A 15,926-nucleotide genomic window follows, 5' to 3' on the forward strand; every position below is an offset into this window, starting at 1 on the left:
GCCAGGAACTTCTTGAGTTTTCTCTATCTCGTCAGTGCTCTCTTTTGGCTCAAATGAAAGATCAACACAACCTAGTTGAGGAACTCAGTTAGATTCTTCCACCATCACCACATGGGCAGGGATCCCAGGGGGAAGAGCCTTGCAGCCGGACAAAAAGGCCAGCTCGATTAAGAAGGCAAATCCCCCCACTTCAGCACCGCTCTGGGCCACCAATTGGGCGGTGGCGGCGGCTGTGCCCCCGGTGGCAATGACATCATCCACGATCAACACCCGCTCTCCGGGGCGCAGGGCGTGGGCGTGGAGTTGGAGCTGGTCTTGGCCGTATTCCAGGCTGTAGGTCTGGCTGAGCACCGGCGGCGGCAGCTTGCCCGGCTTGCGAACCGGGACAAATCCCAAGCCCAGGTGTTGTGCCAAAGCAGCCCCCAAAATGAACCCCCGCGACTCGATGCCGACCACATAATCTAGGGATCCCATGCCGGTGGTGCCGGCGGCCAACTGTTCAATAGCCGCCCGGAAGCCTGCCGGATCCTGTAGCAGGGGGGTCATATCCCGAAAGAGGATGCCGGGTCTGGGAAAATCGGGCACCAAGCGAATGAGGGCTCGCAGATCCATCCTGTTTTCCTCGCTGGCCAGTGGCTTGCTGTTCGCGTTAGCGGGACGGAGTCCTCAAAGGGCACTCCAAGCAACCCATCATACTCGGTTAGCTTGTGGGCAGATGGGATCCCTTTTGGTCAGTCTGGCAACGGGGAAGATTTTCTATAATTGGCAAGGCTGGGGGCCGCGGCTCACCTAGTCGCCCATCTGTAAAATCGGAGATCTCTCATGCGCTACTACATGGCCATCGACTCCAATCCCCTGGCAAGTTTGCCGCTGGCTCTGTTTGGGGTGAGTAGCGAGTCGGCCTATGTCGATCTGCTGCAAGACAAGCTCATTGTGCGGGCGGGCAGCCTGTTCAACGAGACGTTCTCCCTGAGCGAGTTGGGACAAGGGGAGCGCTTCCCCTGGCCTTGGTACTACGGACTGGGCGTGCGCACCGATTTTCAGGGGATCGTTGGCCCGGTAACCAGTGCCCAAGGGGTGATCGCCATTCCACTGGTGCAGGAGAAGCCTCTCTTTATTCCCTTGCTGGGGCCGGTAGGGCTGCAACTGCCCTGCAAAAAGCTGGTCTTCAGCCTCAAAGATCCAGATACCTTCCTGGCCAACTTCAACCAGGGTCGCCCAGAGGTCAACGCCGGCCCGAAGAATGTGGTGATTGATTGACGCTCCTCCCGCTAACGCAAGGCAAGTAGCAGGAGATTCCCCCTTCACCGAGTCTTGACCCGATGCCGTGAAGACATCACGCGAAGCACTGCGACGGATCTGGGTAGAACCGCAGGGATCCCTACAGGTTGCCAACGCAGCTCAGGGTGTGGAGAAGACCCAGGGTACCAGCTCCCACCGTCGTCGATGGACAGGATCCCCAAAATGCGCGACGGTGAGTTTATTCTGGTCGTTACGCTGGACGCCAAAGGGATCCCTGATGAGTTCAACCCCGCTGCAGCGCACCCCCTTGTTCCCCCTTCATCAAGCTTTGGGGGCGCGATTTGTCTCTTTTGCCGGCTGGGAAATGCCGCTGCAGTATCGGGGAGTGATAGCAGAACATCGGGCAGTGCGGGAGAGGGTGGGGATATTCGACATTTCCCACATGGGCAAGTTCACCCTCTGGGGGCCGGAGCTGGGATCCCACCTCAGCCGTCTGGTTCCCAGCGATCTGAGCGCCGTTCCTGTGGGATCTGGTCGGTACACCGTCCTGCTCAATCCACTGGGGGGCATTTTGGATGATGTCATCTTCTACCGGCATCCACCGGAGGGTGAGCTGGAGCACTGGAGCGTGATCGTCAATGCAGCCACCCGGCAGAAAGATTGGGATTGGCTCAACCACCACTTCCAAGGGATCCCCGGAGTTAACCTGCAGGATCACTCCGATGCTCAGGTTCTGTTGGCGGTGCAGGGGCCGGCAGCCGAGGAGGTTCTCCAGCCCTTTTTAGAGGGATCCCTGAAGGCTTTGCGCCGGTTTCAGCACGGTCGGTTTGCCACAGCAGCGGGAACCTCGGGAGAGACTATCTTTGTGGCCCGCACCGGCTACACCGGAGAAGATGGCTTTGAAGTTATGCTCAGCCCCGAAGATGGCATCCGCCTTTGGGAGCAACTGATTCAGGCCGGCGTGCAACCCTGTGGGCTGGGCTGCCGCGATACCCTACGTCTGGAGGCCGCGCTCCATCTCTACGGGCAGGACATGGACGAGAGCACCACTCCCTTGGAAGCCGGCTTGGGATGGTTGGTGAACAACCCAGAAGACTATATCGGCAAGCCCGCCATCGAAAGCCAACGGGAGCAAGGGATCCCTCGCCACCTGGTGGGGTTTCGCATGCTGCATCCGGCCATCCCCCGCAGCGGCTATGCCATCTACGCTCCCAACTCCCCTGAGCCGATCGGACGGGTAACCAGCGGCACCCATTCTCCCAGTTTGGGCTACGGCATCGGCTTGGGCTATGTCGCTCCGGCTTGGGCCAAGGTGGGATCCCGGCTGGAAATTGAAATTCGGGGGCAACGCCGGCCTGCGGAAGTAGTGAAAAAACCTTTCTATCGTGCTCCGCACCGCTGACGGGAACAGGCGCAGGCTCCGGTTAACCCAGGGGGTTGAGCCGTTTGCCGGTCTTGGGAGTGGAGTATTCCTGCTGCAGCCGCCGCAACTTCCGCAAGGCCCGCCGTTCAATCTGTCGTACTCGCTCCCGCGAAAGACCGATGTGCTCCCCAATTTCCCGCAGCGTTAGACCTCTGGATCCATCCAGCCCATAGCGAGCCACAATGACCTGTCGCTCTCGTTCGCTCAGTTGGCCCACCAGAGCGCGGACTTCCTCTCGATGGGCAACCTGGGTTAGGTGTTCGACAGGGTCGTTGTCTTCATCTGGGATAAAGTGCTGCAGTTCGGTGCCATCTTCATCCCCTACCCCCACATTCAAAGACCGCATCTCTGCCATGTGGCGGGTGATCAGCTCACGGTAGTTATCGCCGATATCCAGAGAATCAAAAACTTCTTCTGCCTGGGGGCGGGATCCCCTTTCGGCAGATAACTCGCGGTAGCGCCGCTTCACCTGGGAGACTTTTTCGTACATGTGGGCCGGCAGACGGATCATCCGCCCCTTGTTCTGGATGCCCCGGTTCACACTTTGCCGGATCCACCAAGTGGCATAGGTGGAGAACTTGTAGCCACGGGTGGGATCGAACTTTTCCACGGCGCGGGTGAGGCCGATCGTGCCTTCCTGAATCAAATCCAGAAACGGCAAGCCGCGATTGCGATAGCGCTTAGCAATCGACACCACCAAGCGAAGGTTACACTCCACCATTCGTTTCTTGGCTGCTTCCCCCTGCCGCAGGATCTGCTGCAGCTCTGCCAAGGGGATCCCCAACCGCCGGCTCCAATCTTCCACCGACTCGTGGGGCTGCCGCTGTTCTAGGAGCGCCACCATCCGCTGCACCTGGTGAGCCAAACGGAGTTCTTCTTCAGCGGTGAGCAACGAGTAGCGCCCAATCGTCTTCAAGAAACGCCCCACCGCATCTTGCAAGTCAAGACTTTCCGACATATCAAACCCCACACCATAAATTCATGTCCTGTCAGAATCGCCACTTCTCCTGTTGTTGCATCAAGCCGTCTTCCTGTGTGTGAAGCTGACCTTTCTGCAAACAGCACCTTATTCATACCAGCACAAAAGCCCTTTCGTAAAGGCTTTAACTCTAAAAACTTGAGCCAGAATCGAGTGCTTGACTCACTAAATTTATTGAGTCTGGCTCACTAGACTCTATTAGGAGCGTCTAGCTGCCCATTTTGTTGATTAAAAACTCTACTAAAAGGGTGGCCGAGAAATTAACCATTTCATAAGCCTGGATTTAAGGCTTAGGAAAGTTACGAAAGATTGTTCTAAACAATCAACAAATTTTTGATGCCAAATCAGATTGCTCATAAGCTAAGAAAGCAAATTTTTTCACTCATTTTGTTAGAACTAGAAATGGATATTTCTGTTTGCAGAACTATCGGAAGGGCTTGCTCGGCAGGGAATAGAAAGGTTCATCAGCAGGTTTTTGGAATGCCTTGAGGTGAATTTGGCACGTCATCGCCGACAACCTCAGCCGGAAACAGATGAGGACGGATCCCTGTGGGACGGGTTTTTGCTTCTGCCTCTAAACCTAGTGGAAGTTATCGCCAATACTCGACTTTGGACACTAGATGCAGATCTAAGATTTCTGTATCACCGAACACGCTAGGCGCGGATGCCTCAGCCTTGGTGCTCCGTACCGCTATCGCGAATGCCGCAGCGCGCGCCTACATAAGAAGGCAGGTCAGGCCAGCCCAGCGACCCTCCAGGCCCAGGTGTGTTGCACTCCTGCGGGAGAAAGGGGGAGCTGCGTTCCGCTCGCTCGACCCACCGCAGGATGGTTTACATTTCTTCCACCACCCCAAGGGCGCTTTATAGTGAGGATCCGGTCTCCATCGGTCAAAGGATTGGAAGGGCCATGTCTCACTTCACCACCCTGCAAGTGCAAATCAAAGACGCCGATCTCCTGGAAGAGACCCTGAAGGAATTGGGCTACGCCGTGCAGCGGGATACCAGCCTGCGGGGCTATCTCTGGAACCGCACCCGTGCCGACTTGGTGATCCGTCAGAAAAATGGCTTCGACATCGGGTTTCGCCGCAACGGGGATCACTACGAGCTGGTGGCCGATCTGTGGGGGGCGGGCATCGATCCCAAGACCTTTCTGGAGCCGATCTTGCAGCGCTATGCCCACAAAAGTTTGCTGCGCTCAGCCCGTGAGCAGGGCTATGCCATCGAGGCCGAAGAAGTGCTGGAGGATGGCACCATCCGCGTGGTGGTGGGGCGTTGGGTATAGCTAGGCCCATCGGCATCCGCCCATGGTAGGTAAGCCTCAGCCGGCTGTCAGGACTGACCAGGGATCCCGGCCCCAACCTTGGGATCTGGTGTTGGGGGGGCAAATGGCAACCGGGAGCGCCCCTGCCCACGCCTTGGTGTTGGGAGGTATCGAGGGGGCGCGGAGACGACTCACCCACAGCGATGAAGCCGTGCGCTTGGCCACCCTGCCCCAGTTGCTGCAGTACGGGTCGGCGGGCCTGGCCGAACTCATTGAAGCCCTCGCCGGCAATAGCTCTTGGGCAGTCCGCTTGGCAGCTTGGCGGCTGTTGTCTCAGCTTGGCCAGCCGGAGGCAGAACGGGCCTGTCGCACCTACAGCCCTTTTCGCCCGGTGGGGGGAGCGCAAGGGGTGATCGTGGCCTATCGGCGGGGGGAGCGGGATTTTGCCTATGCAGACCTGGAGGGAGCCGACCTTCAAGAAGCACGGCTGGGGGGGATCAACCTGTGGGAGGCCAACCTGAGGCGGGCCAACTTGCGCTTTTGCAACTTCAACGGCGCCCGGCTGCGGCAAACGGATTTGCGCCAAGCGGATTTGCAAGGGGCCAAGCTGAGCGGAGCCGACTTACAGGGAGCCGACCTGCGGGGATCCGACCTCAGAGGGGCCAAGGTCAGCGGCACCAGCCTGCGGGGATCCCAGCTTTCGGAAGAGACCCACCTGGAAGAACGGGTGCGCCACATTTGGCAGTTGCAAAACTGGGGGGGACAGGGGCAAGATTTCTCCGGCCAAGACCTGAGCAAAGCCGATCTGCGAGAACTGGTGCTCTGTCAGATCCGGCTGAGGGGAGCGGATCTGAACCGGGCCGATCTGCGCGGATCCAACCTGGAGGGAGCGGACTTGGGGGGAGCCAACCTACAGCGGGCGGACTTGCGGGGGGCCAACTTGCAAAATGCCGACCTGGAAGGGGCCAATCTCAGCGGCGCCGAGCTGCGTCAGGCCCAGTTTCAGGGGGCTAACCTGCGGCGGGCCGATGTCAGCGGGGCCAACCTAACCCAAGCCAACCTGGAAGGAGCTCAGATCGAAGGGTTAAAGCACAGCGGATCCCGGATTGCCGGCCTGATCTTTCCCGACGGCACCCCGATCAAGCCCTGGTGGTGGTAACAGGTGCCTACCGCTCACCCAATGAGCCAAATCCAAAGGAATCCCAAGATCCCCCGGCAATTGGGCAAACCCGGATCACCATAGGAGTAGAGATACCTATGGGGTACAGCTATGGTTCTGGCAGAACAGCTCTCGACAAAACCGCTCACCGCCGACGAGCTTCGCAAAATGGATGCCTACTGGCGGGCCGCCAACTATCTGTCGGTCGGGCAAATCTATTTGATGGACAACCCGCTGCTGCGAGAACCCCTAAAACTGGAACATGTGAAGCCACGCCTGCTGGGGCACTGGGGCACCACACCCGGGTTGAACTTCATCTACGTGCATCTCAACCGCATCATCAAACGGGAAAACCTCAATATCCTCTACATCACCGGCCCCGGCCACGGTGGCCCTGCTCTGGTGGCCAACACCTACTTGGAAGGCACCTACAGCGAGGTGTATCCCAACATCGGCCAAGACGCCGAAGGCATGCGCAAGCTCTTCAAGCAATTCTCCTTCCCCGGCGGCGTGCCCAGCCACGTGGCTCCGGAAACCCCTGGCTCCATCCACGAGGGGGGAGAACTGGGCTATGCCCTGGCCCACGCCTTTGGGGCTGCCTTTGATAACCCCGATCTGCTGGTGGCCTGTGTGGTGGGGGATGGAGAAGCGGAAACCGGCCCCTTGGCCGCTTCCTGGCATTCCAACAAGTTCCTCAACCCCATCCACGACGGAGCAGTGCTGCCGATTCTGCACCTGAACGGCTACAAGATCGCCAATCCCACCGTTTTGGCCCGCCTCAGCCGTGACGAGCTGCAAAATCTGTTTGTGGGCTACGGCTACAAACCCTACTTCGTAGAAGGCTGCGAGCCGGCAGAGATGCACCAGTTGATGGCCGCCACTTTGGACACGGTGATCCACGAGATCCAAGAAATCCAGCAGCATGCCCGCAGCAAAGGGGATCCCACTCGTCCCCAATGGCCGATGATCATCCTGCGCACCCCCAAAGGCTGGACCGGCCCCAAAGAGGTGGACGGCAAAAAGGTGGAAGATTTCTGGCGCTCCCACCAAGTGCCCCTGGCGGATCTGGCCAAAAAACCGGAGCACCTCAAGGCTCTGGAGGACTGGATGCGCAGCTACAAGCCGGAAGAACTCTTCGATGAAAATGGCCGTCTGCTGCCGGAGCTGCAAGAGCTGGCCCCCAAAGGGGAAAAACGCATGGGGGCTTTGCCCCACGCCAACGGCGGCCTGCTGACGCGGGAGCTGAAAATGCCGGATTTCCGTCGCTACGCCGTGCCTGTCCCCCGCCCCGGCACCACCGAAGCCGAAGCCACCCGAGTTCTGGGGCAATTTCTGCGGGATGTGATGAAGCTCAACCCCCACAACTTCCGCCTCTTTGGCCCCGATGAAACCGCTTCCAACCGCTTGGATGCTGTGTTTGAGGCCAGCGACCGCACCTGGGTAGCTCCCATCTACGATTGCGACGAGCACCTCTCCCCAGATGGACGGGTGATGGAGATCCTCAGCGAGCACGTCTGTCAGGGCTGGCTAGAAGGCTACCTGTTGACCGGGCGACACGGGTTCTTTTCCTGTTACGAAGCCTTCATCCACCTGGTGGACTCGATGTTCAACCAACACGCCAAATGGTTGAAAACCACCCGGCACATTCCTTGGCGGCGGCCCATTCCTTCCCTCAACTACCTGCTGACTTCCCATGTGTGGCGGCAGGATCACAACGGCTTCAGCCACCAGGATCCCGGCTTTTTGGATCACGTGGTCAACAAAAAGGCCGAAATCATCCGCGTCTACCTGCCCCCGGATACCAATACTTTGCTCTCGGTGGCCGACCACTGTCTGCGCAGTCGCCACTACGTGAACGTGATCGTGGCAGGCAAACAGCCGGCCCTGCAGTACCTGGATATGGATGCGGCCATCAAGCACTGCACCCAGGGCTTGGGCATCTGGGAATGGGCCAGCAACGATCAGGGTTCAGAGCCGGATGTGGTGATGGCCTGCTGCGGCGATGTGCCGACGATGGAAACCCTGGCGGCGGTGGACTTCCTACGGCAGCACCTGCCGGACATCAAGATCCGGGTGGTGAATGTGGTGAACTTGATGAAGCTGCAGCCGCCCAGCGAACACCCCCACGGCATCAGCGATGTGGATTACGCCAGCATCTTCACGCCGGACAAGCCCATCGTGTTTGCCTTCCACGGCTATCCCTGGCTGATTCACCGCCTCACCTACCGTCGCCCCAACCACCACAACTTGCACGTGCGCGGCTACAAGGAGGAGGGCACCACCACCACCCCCTTCGACATGTGTGTCCTCAACGAGGTGGATCGCTTCAGCTTGGCCGATGATGTGTTGGATCGGGTGGAGCGCTTCAAGTACGAGCGGGCCCACATCAAGCAGATCATCCAAGACAAGCTGGTGGAGCACAAACACTACATCCGCGAGCATGGAGAAGATCTGCCGGAGGTGCGCAACTGGAAGTGGCCCTATTGAAGGGATCCCCACTCAACTAACTTTCGCCTCTGAGCTCTGGCAGGATAGAGTTTTTGAGGGTTTGGAGGTTGAGGGTGTGAGGGGTTCAGAAAGGGTGGATGCGGATACACTTCCTGATCTGGAGCTGGAAGAAACAGAGTGGGGCGGGATGGCGCTCTCGCTGGGGCTGGGTTTAGCCCTCTCGGCCCTTGTGATTGGGATCCGCCCCCAGGTGTTTGTTCCTTTTGGATTGAGCGTGTTGGGTTCGGCCCTGCTGGGATCCCTGCTCATCCCCGGATTGCGGCGCTGGAAGGCAGGGCAGGTGATCCGTCAGGAGGGGCCCCAATCCCACCAGAAAAAAGCAGGCACACCCACCATGGGCGGGATCAGCTTTTTGCCCGTGGGGCTGCTGGTGGCGGGGATCTGGAGCGGCTGGGATCCCCATTGGCTGGCCGTCGCGCTGCTCACGCTGGCCTACAGCTTTGTCGGCTGGCTGGACGATTGGCTGGTGATCCGACAGCAATCCAACAAGGGGTTGTCTCCCCAACACAAGCTGTTGCTCCAGGTGGGAGTTGCCCTTGGGTTTTGTGTCTACCTGGCCTGGCAGGGGATCCCGACCAGTCTGACCTTGCCGGGGATAGGCACCCTCTCTCTGGGCTGGCTGTTCTGGCCCTTGGCCCTGTTTGTGTTGGTGGGCACCAATAATGCCGTAAACCTCACCGATGGTATGGACGGCTTGGCGGCAGGGGTGGTGGCCATCCTGCTGATTGGGCTGGGGCTCCTTCACAGGGATCCAGAGCTATCGGTGTTGGCTTTCACCCTGAGCGGTGCCTGCTTGGGGTTCCTGGTTCACAACCACCACCGGGCGCGGCTGTTCATGGGCGATACCGGATCCCTGGGGTTGGGGGGCGCTCTGGCCGGGTTGGCGCTGCTGGGGGATCAGCTCTGGGCCTTGGCCCTGATGGGGGGAGTGCTGGTGGCAGAGGCGCTGTCGGTGATGCTGCAGGTGGGCTACTTCCAATACACCAAACGCAAAACCGGCACAGGCAGACGGCTGTTGCGCATGTCGCCCTTGCACCACCATCTGGAGCTGGGGGGCTGGTCGGAGGTGCAGGTGGTGGGATCCTTCTACGGGGTAACGGCGCTGCTAGTGGGGCTGGGCTGGGCCTGGTGGCACTGGGCGGGAATTTGAGTTGGCGAGCTGGGGATGCACGGTGATTCCAATGGGGGCCTGACCTCGAAGGGGTCATTCCAAAGCCGACGGAAAGTTGGCCCCGCAGATTTGATCTCCCTCCAGGCATTGTGAGCGTGGTGAACATTCTGCCCAGAGGCAGATCCTCTACAGTCTTGGCACACCGTTCTTAAGAAGCAAGGGTTGCACTATGGATCTAGGCCGCCGTACTGTTCACGCCCTATCTCACCTGCCCCGCCTCTTCAAGCGTAAGCGCGGGATCCCTTTGATGTCGTTGGTATTGGGCATGGCGCTGGCACTGACGACCCTGCTGGGGATGGGATCCCAGGCCCAGAGCCGGTTGGTGGATGTGAAACTTCAACTGAAATGGTTTCCGCAAGCCCAGTTTGCCGGATACCTGATCGCCAAGGAAAAAGGATTTTACGAAGCCGAAGGTCTGAACGTCGAGCTGCTGCCGATTGGAGATCAATCCCCCATCCAGACAGTGGTCGTGGGCGGAGCCGACTTTGGCAACACTTGGATCACCGACCTGCTGACTGCCCGGGCTCAGGGGCTGCCCGTGGTTCACATCGCCCAGATCTTTCAGAAGTCGGGCTACGCGATGGTGTCTCTCAAATCCAGCGGGATCAAAAGCCCTGCCGATTTCAAAGGTAAAAAGGTGGGCATTTGGCCTTCTGGCAACGAATATCCGGCCCTGGCTCTGATGAAAGCCTTCAACTTGACCACCAGCCTGGATACAGGGGTGACCAACCCCGATGTGGAGCTGATCACCTATGGCTTCGATCCGGCCCTGGTTTTTCCCGATAAGGTGGATGTAGCCTCGGCCATGCTCTACAACGAGCTGAATCAGATCGTGGGTTTGGGCTACCCCCTGAGCGAACTCAACGTCATGCACCTGCCAGACTACGGCATCAACCTCTTGGAAGACCTGCTGTTCACCACCGAGCGCGTTTTAAACGAAAGCAACTTTAAGGGATCCGGCCAATCGGGCAAAGCCATCGCGGCCAAATTGGTGAAAGCCTCGATCAAGGGTTGGGATTACGCTGTGGCCAACCCAGAAGAAACGGTGCAGGTGGTTCTCACCTTCTGCGGCGCAACCTGCAAAGGATCCGGCTCGGAAGCGGATCCCCTCAAGCACCAAACCTGGCAAATGGCTGAAATTGCCAAGCTGTATCAGGCGGGCCCCACCCTGGAAGGCAATGCTGGGTTGCTGGTGCCTTCGGTGTATCGGGCCAACGTGGAAACCTTGAAATCTTTGGGCATTCTCAGCGCCGATCCGCCTGCTGCGGTGGTGGATTATTCGGTGTGGGAAATGGCCACCGGCAAATCGGCCCCCACCGGCTAAGTCCGGGGATCCAACTGGGCAGAGACTGAGACCCGTTCAGGAAGGGATCCCGGCTGGATCCCTTCTGTTGTGAGGAAAACGCAAAGATTACTGACCGATGTTTGTTCCCTGTCAAATTTCCAACTGAATCCTTTACATTCACCGTTGCAGATCGGGGATCGCTGTAACGTATGGATATGAACTTAAGTTAACATTGCCTTCCCCTGTAACCCAGTTGGAGGCCTCTAAAAGGAGTGTAATCTCATGATGCCGAGTGGCTCCAAAAATTCCGATAGGCCAGCGGCACAGTCAGGGCACAGCGATTTGGTCTCCGACCCGCCGATGCAAGCGGCTCCTTCTCCGGCAGGTGCTGCTGAGCTTTCCTCTGCGCGGCCGTACGTGGTGTTGCACGGCCATTTTTATCAGCCGCCTCGGGAGGATCCCTGCCTCAACCGCATTCAGCGACAGCCGAGCGCCAGCCCCTTTCACGACTGGAACGAGCGCATTTGGGCGGAATGTTACCGCCCCAACGCCTTTGCCCGCGTTCTGGACGACCAAGGACGGGTGGTGCGCATTGTCAACAACTATGAATTCTTGAGCTTTAACTTCGGCCCTACTCTCCTCTCTTGGCTAGAGGAGCATGACATTGAAGTTTACCAACGCATTTTGGCCGGCGACCGTCTCAGCGCTGAGCGGCTGGAGGGTCATGGCAATGCCATCGCCCAAGTCTACAACCACGTCATCCTGCCCCTGGCCAACGAGCGAGACAAGTACACCCAGATCCGCTGGGGAATTGCCGATTTTCAACACCGCTTTGGGCGCCATCCCCAGGGGATGTGGCTGGCCGAAACCGCCATTGATGCAGCAACGGTCACGGCCTTGGTCGAATGTGGGATCCGCTTCGTCATTTTGGCCCCCAGCCAAGCGCAGCGCATTCGCCCCTTGGGACAAACCGAGTGGATCGACGTTAGCCAAGGCCAGATCGATCCCCGCCGGCCCTACCGCTGCTTTACCCCCGACCGGGAGGGGTACTTGGATATTTTCTTTTTCGATGGCCCCATTTCCCGTGACTTGGGCTTTGGGGATATCGTTTACAGTACTTATTCGCTGGCGGAGCGGATCCGTTCCGCTCTGCGCCCGGACAAAGAGGGGGAAGCCTATCTGATCAACTGTGCCACCGATGGCGAGACTTTTGGCCACCACAAGCGGGGTGTAGAACGCACACTGGCCTATGCCTTTTGCGAGGAATTTCCCCGCCGGGGCTGGCAGGTGGGCAACTACAGCCATTTTCTCAGCCAACATCCCCCCACTTGGGAGGTGCAACTGAAACCGGTCACCGCCTGGAGCTGCGCCCACGGGGTAGGACGGTGGTCGCGAGACTGTGGCTGCGGAGCGGTGGGAGGGTGGCACCAACGCTGGCGGCAACCGCTGCGGGAGGCCCTCAACTGGCTGCGGGATCAGCTGGCCGAGATCTACGAGACGGAGGCCAGAGCCTACCTGCGGGATCCCTGGCTGGCGCGGGATCGTTACATCGAGGTGATTTTGGATCGGGAGCGCTGTGATGCCTTTTTGCAGGAGCACCAAAGCCACCGCCTCACCGCCGAAGATCGGGTGCAAGTGCTGCGCCTGTTGGAGATGCAGCGCTACAGCCAGTTGATGTTCACCAGTTGTGGCTGGTTTTTCGAGGAGCTATCCCGTCCTGAAGGGGTGCAGATCCTGCGTTACGCGGCACGGGCTATCCAGTTGGCAGCAGCAGTGGCGGATGTCAACCTAGAAGAGGAGTTTTTGCAGCGCCTGAGCAAGGCCCCCAGCAACCTCGACCTCTACAGAGACGGCAAGGGGGTCTATTGCGCCTTGGTGCGCCCCAGCTTGATCAGCCCGCAACGGCTGGTGGCTCAGCACGCCATGTTTTCCCTGTTTAACGGGATCCCCCGTTCCCAAGGATATGTGCTGGATCAAGTGGATCAAGAGCGCCTGACGATAGGCGGGTCGACACTGGCCATCGGGCGGGTGAAGCTCACCTTTCCCACCACCCGCGAAGAGCACGACCTGATCTACGCCATGCTCCATCTCGGCGGCTGGGACTTTCAATGTGGCGTCAAGCCGTTTGCCGGGCGGCGCATCTACGAGCAGATAAAAGCGCGGCTGCTGGCCGGATCCCACAGTCGGATCCAGATGATCCTGATCCTGCAAGATCTGTTTGGGCCGGAAACCTTCGACCTGAACGCCCTGAACGACGAAGACCGGCAGCAGATGATGCGCTGGCTCACTCAAGATACCCTAGACCGCCTGGCCCAGCTCTACCGCCAAACCTACCTGGACAATTACGGGGTCTTGATGGCCTTTCGGGCCGACGGCCTGCCGATCCCGGAAGAGTTGTTGGCTGCCGCTCAGATCACCCTCAACCAACGCCTGTTGACCAGTTTGCGGGCGATGGAAATGGAAGAGGGCAAGCGGGATCACCTGCTGGAATTGCGGGCAATTGTGCGCGAGGCCGAGCAGTTGGGGTGTCAGTTGCGGCGGGAAGAGGCAGCCCGGGTTCTGGATCGGCTCCTACAGCGGGGGATGTGGCACCTTGCCCACGCTTTTGAGCCGGAGACCTTCGGCGAACAGCTCTACAACCTGGAAGAATGGCTGCAATTGGCTGCAGACCTGCGCCTGCCCATCAACTTGGATCGCCTGCAAGAGCTCTATCTGACAGCGCTGGAGCGTCAAATTGGCCCGCGTTGCCCAGCTTGGCCCCAAGAAGACTGCCGAGACATTTCTGCCGAAAACCTGCACCGCCTCTTACAGGTTGGGCAGCGAATTCGGGTCAACGTCAATGCCTGGCTGCGTCACCTACACCCCCAAAATTAAACCCCCAAGATTAAGTTGAGAGCTCAGTGAACTTTAAAGCCATCGGGATGACAGGATTCGAACCTGCGACCCCTTCGTCCCGAACGAAGTGCGCTACCAAGCTGCGCTACATCCCGACTGACAGGCCCCTTTAACCGCCCGCCGAAGCTCAACAAGTATAGCACGCCGGCTACGAACAATGATGACAAGGGATCCCCAGCAGAGAAGGGGATCCGATCTGCGCTAAGCTGCAAAAAATCCCCCCTCTCGTCAGCCCAAGTATGAATCCGTCTAAGGGTTTTCGCAAATCCAAGCCTGAGAAAAAACCGGCCAGCTCCAACACTGCCAAGCGCAAGGAAGCCGCCAAACGGTACGACGAGCTGAAAGCCAAGGGGATGCCGGAGTTCAACATCTTTGCCCGCCGTCGCCAGCCCGCGCCTGGCCAGCCCAACCCTTGGCTGCCGGTGGGATCCCTGGCAGTGGGACGTTCCAGCGCCATTCACCAGGCCATTTTCCAAAACGAGGAAGAACTCAAAAAAGCAGCCGTCAGGCTGTTTCCCCGTCTCGGCAAGGTGAAAGATGACCTGGAGTTTGGGTTTCGCCTCAAGGACAAGGACTTCCAAGACGAGCCGATCCAGGTGGCGATCCGTCCCCAGCCTTCACCCCTTCAAGTCTGGATGGCCAAAATCCGAGGTTGGTTGGGCCTCTCCGGCAAAGGAACCTCCAAAAAAGCTTAGACCGCCGCAAAGGCTCTGGGCAGCCAGCTCAAAATCAGAGGGTTGACCACCTCTGGGCGCTCGTCGTGGGGGCAATGGCCTGTATTGGGAATGGGCAAGAACTGGTAGTCGATCCCTTTCACGTGGTTTTGAAAGCCGCGGCCCCGTTGAATGGGTGTCCAGGGATCCCCCTCTCCCCAGAGCACCAACAGCGGGCAGCGCACCTGAGGCAATAGGGCTTCAGGAGTTGGGCCAGGGGGAGCGGTGAGAATCGAGGCAAACACCTGCTGAGCGCCCACATCACAGGAAGGGGCATAGAGAATCTCCACCAGCTCATCCGTAATGGCGGCGGGGTTGCGGTACACCTGCTTGAGAGTTGCGCGAATACGCTGCCGCTGCCGCACCCGATCGAACAAAAACGGCCCCGTCACCGGAGAAGCCGCCAGAGCGGTGAAAACACTCATGAAAAGGCGGAAAATCGGGCTGAGCTCATGGGAGCGATGGTTCAACCCCCCGGCGCAGTTGAGCAACACTGCTCCTGCCGTTAACTGGGGATGCCGGGCGGCCATGATCAAGCTGAGCAAGGCACCAATGGAATTGCCGATAAACACAGCAGGCTGCTGAATGTGCTGCTGCCAAAAATCCACCAGCAACTCCGCCCACAGATCCAAGGTGTAGGGGAGAGCAGGCTTGGCCGAGCCGCCAAACCCGAGCAAATCCAGGGCATAGACCCGGTATCCTGCCCCAGCTATCACGGGGATGTTGTGCCGCCAATGGCCGATGGAAGCCCCAAATCCATGCACCAAGACCAGCGGGGATCCGGATCCCTGCACCACATAGCGAATGGCATGTCCGCGCCAGCTCCAGACTTGGGGAGCAAAAGGAGCAATGGCCTCAGCCGCAGAACCGGCAGAAGAAGCAGTCAGCACAGCCTGAAAACAGACCCAGTTAAAGATGTAGGTAGAAACTCAGAGCCATCCCTGTTCATCATAGCTTCGGAATGCCTTTGTCTCCCGTCTCTACTGCCCTGCCTGCTGCTGCAGTTGCGGGTTCAGGTGCCGCCGAGGTGGGGTTGGGCCGGTCAACATGGGAAGAAAGCATGCTGGACTTCTTGGGATCCCCGCCCTTGGCTGGATGGCATAGCACCCGGGGATCAGCTAGAAATCGCAGGAGCCCCGCACTGTGCCCGTAGGGTCACTGCCGGGAGGAATGCGCTTTGATGAAGTACAATGAACTTATGAGCCAAATCCTAACCATCTCCTGCAAGCTCAAGGTGTCCCAGTCGCAAGCCGCTAAATTGGACGCGACGATGGATGCCTTTGTGCAGGC

General features: G+C 58.9%; 12 protein-coding genes and 1 tRNA gene. 9 read left to right on the plus strand and 4 right to left on the minus strand.

Annotated features, from left to right (window positions below):
• Positions 1-84: 84 nt before the first annotated feature.
• Entirely contained in the window at positions 85-612 is a 528-nt protein-coding gene (locus NW870_RS11565; protein WP_414375389.1) for an adenine phosphoribosyltransferase, read from the minus strand.
• 210 nt (positions 613-822) lie between these two features.
• Here NW870_RS11565 and NW870_RS11570 point away from each other — a divergent pair, with 210 nt between their 5' ends.
• Positions 823-1,260 carry a hypothetical protein gene (locus NW870_RS11570; RefSeq protein WP_414356521.1) on the plus strand — a complete coding sequence of 146 codons (438 nt, stop codon included), beginning with the start codon at positions 823-825 and terminating at the stop codon, positions 1,258-1,260.
• Between the two features lie 259 nt (positions 1,261-1,519).
• On the plus strand, positions 1,520-2,644 hold the full coding sequence (gene gcvT / locus NW870_RS11575) for a glycine cleavage system aminomethyltransferase GcvT (RefSeq protein WP_414375391.1): 1,125 nt from the start codon (positions 1,520-1,522) through the stop codon (positions 2,642-2,644).
• A 22-nt stretch (positions 2,645-2,666) separates the two neighbouring features.
• Here gcvT and NW870_RS11580 read toward each other — a convergent pair whose 3' ends face one another.
• The gene (locus NW870_RS11580; RefSeq protein WP_414375392.1) at positions 2,667-3,623 is read right to left on the minus strand and encodes a sigma-70 family RNA polymerase sigma factor; all 957 of its coding nucleotides are present in this window, start codon (positions 3,621-3,623) and stop codon (positions 2,667-2,669) included.
• A 928-nt stretch (positions 3,624-4,551) separates the two neighbouring features.
• Here NW870_RS11580 and NW870_RS11585 point away from each other — a divergent pair.
• The 6 genes from NW870_RS11585 to NW870_RS11610 all read left to right on the plus strand — a co-directional run bounded on the left by NW870_RS11585 (position 4,552) and on the right by NW870_RS11610 (position 13,902).
• Positions 4,552-4,926, plus strand: a complete 375-nt coding sequence (locus tag NW870_RS11585) for a DUF1257 domain-containing protein (RefSeq protein ID WP_414357757.1) — start codon at positions 4,552-4,554, stop codon at positions 4,924-4,926.
• Between the two features lie 22 nt (positions 4,927-4,948).
• The gene (locus NW870_RS11590; protein WP_414357756.1) at positions 4,949-6,064 is read left to right on the plus strand and encodes a pentapeptide repeat-containing protein; all 1,116 of its coding nucleotides are present in this window, start codon (positions 4,949-4,951) and stop codon (positions 6,062-6,064) included.
• A gap of 111 nt (positions 6,065-6,175) precedes the next feature.
• Positions 6,176-8,551 carry a phosphoketolase gene (locus NW870_RS11595; protein ID WP_414357755.1) on the plus strand — a complete coding sequence of 792 codons (2,376 nt, stop codon included), beginning with the start codon at positions 6,176-6,178 and terminating at the stop codon, positions 8,549-8,551.
• A gap of 148 nt (positions 8,552-8,699) precedes the next feature.
• Positions 8,700-9,722 (plus strand): phospho-N-acetylmuramoyl-pentapeptide-transferase, encoded by a 1,023-nt coding sequence (mraY, locus tag NW870_RS11600; RefSeq protein WP_414357760.1) that lies wholly within the window; start codon positions 8,700-8,702, stop codon positions 9,720-9,722.
• A gap of 190 nt (positions 9,723-9,912) precedes the next feature.
• Positions 9,913-11,067 (plus strand): ABC transporter substrate-binding protein, encoded by a 1,155-nt coding sequence (locus tag NW870_RS11605; protein ID WP_414375393.1) that lies wholly within the window; start codon positions 9,913-9,915, stop codon positions 11,065-11,067.
• 243 nt (positions 11,068-11,310) lie between these two features.
• Positions 11,311-13,902 carry a DUF3536 domain-containing protein gene (locus NW870_RS11610; RefSeq protein WP_414375394.1) on the plus strand — a complete coding sequence of 864 codons (2,592 nt, stop codon included), beginning with the start codon at positions 11,311-11,313 and terminating at the stop codon, positions 13,900-13,902.
• A 42-nt stretch (positions 13,903-13,944) separates the two neighbouring features.
• On the opposite strand, the gene NW870_RS11615 is transcribed toward NW870_RS11610, so the two are convergent.
• Positions 13,945-14,018, minus strand: a tRNA-Pro gene (locus NW870_RS11615).
• A 144-nt stretch (positions 14,019-14,162) separates the two neighbouring features.
• On the opposite strand from NW870_RS11615, the gene NW870_RS11620 reads away from it, so the two are divergent.
• Complete coding sequence (locus NW870_RS11620; protein WP_414375395.1) at positions 14,163-14,618, plus strand: HHL1-like protein; 456 nt, start codon at positions 14,163-14,165, stop codon at positions 14,616-14,618.
• Here the strand turns inward: NW870_RS11620 and NW870_RS11625 are convergent.
• A complete protein-coding gene (locus tag NW870_RS11625) occupies positions 14,615-15,526 on the minus strand; it encodes an alpha/beta fold hydrolase (RefSeq protein WP_414375396.1) in 912 nt (303 codons plus the stop codon). The genes NW870_RS11620 and NW870_RS11625 overlap by 4 nt on opposite strands.
• Between the last annotated feature and the right edge of the window lie 400 nt (positions 15,527-15,926).

This window comes from Synechococcus sp. R50.1 (assembly GCF_047462115.1).
Lineage (GTDB): Bacteria > Cyanobacteriota > Cyanobacteriia > Thermostichales > Thermostichaceae > Thermostichus.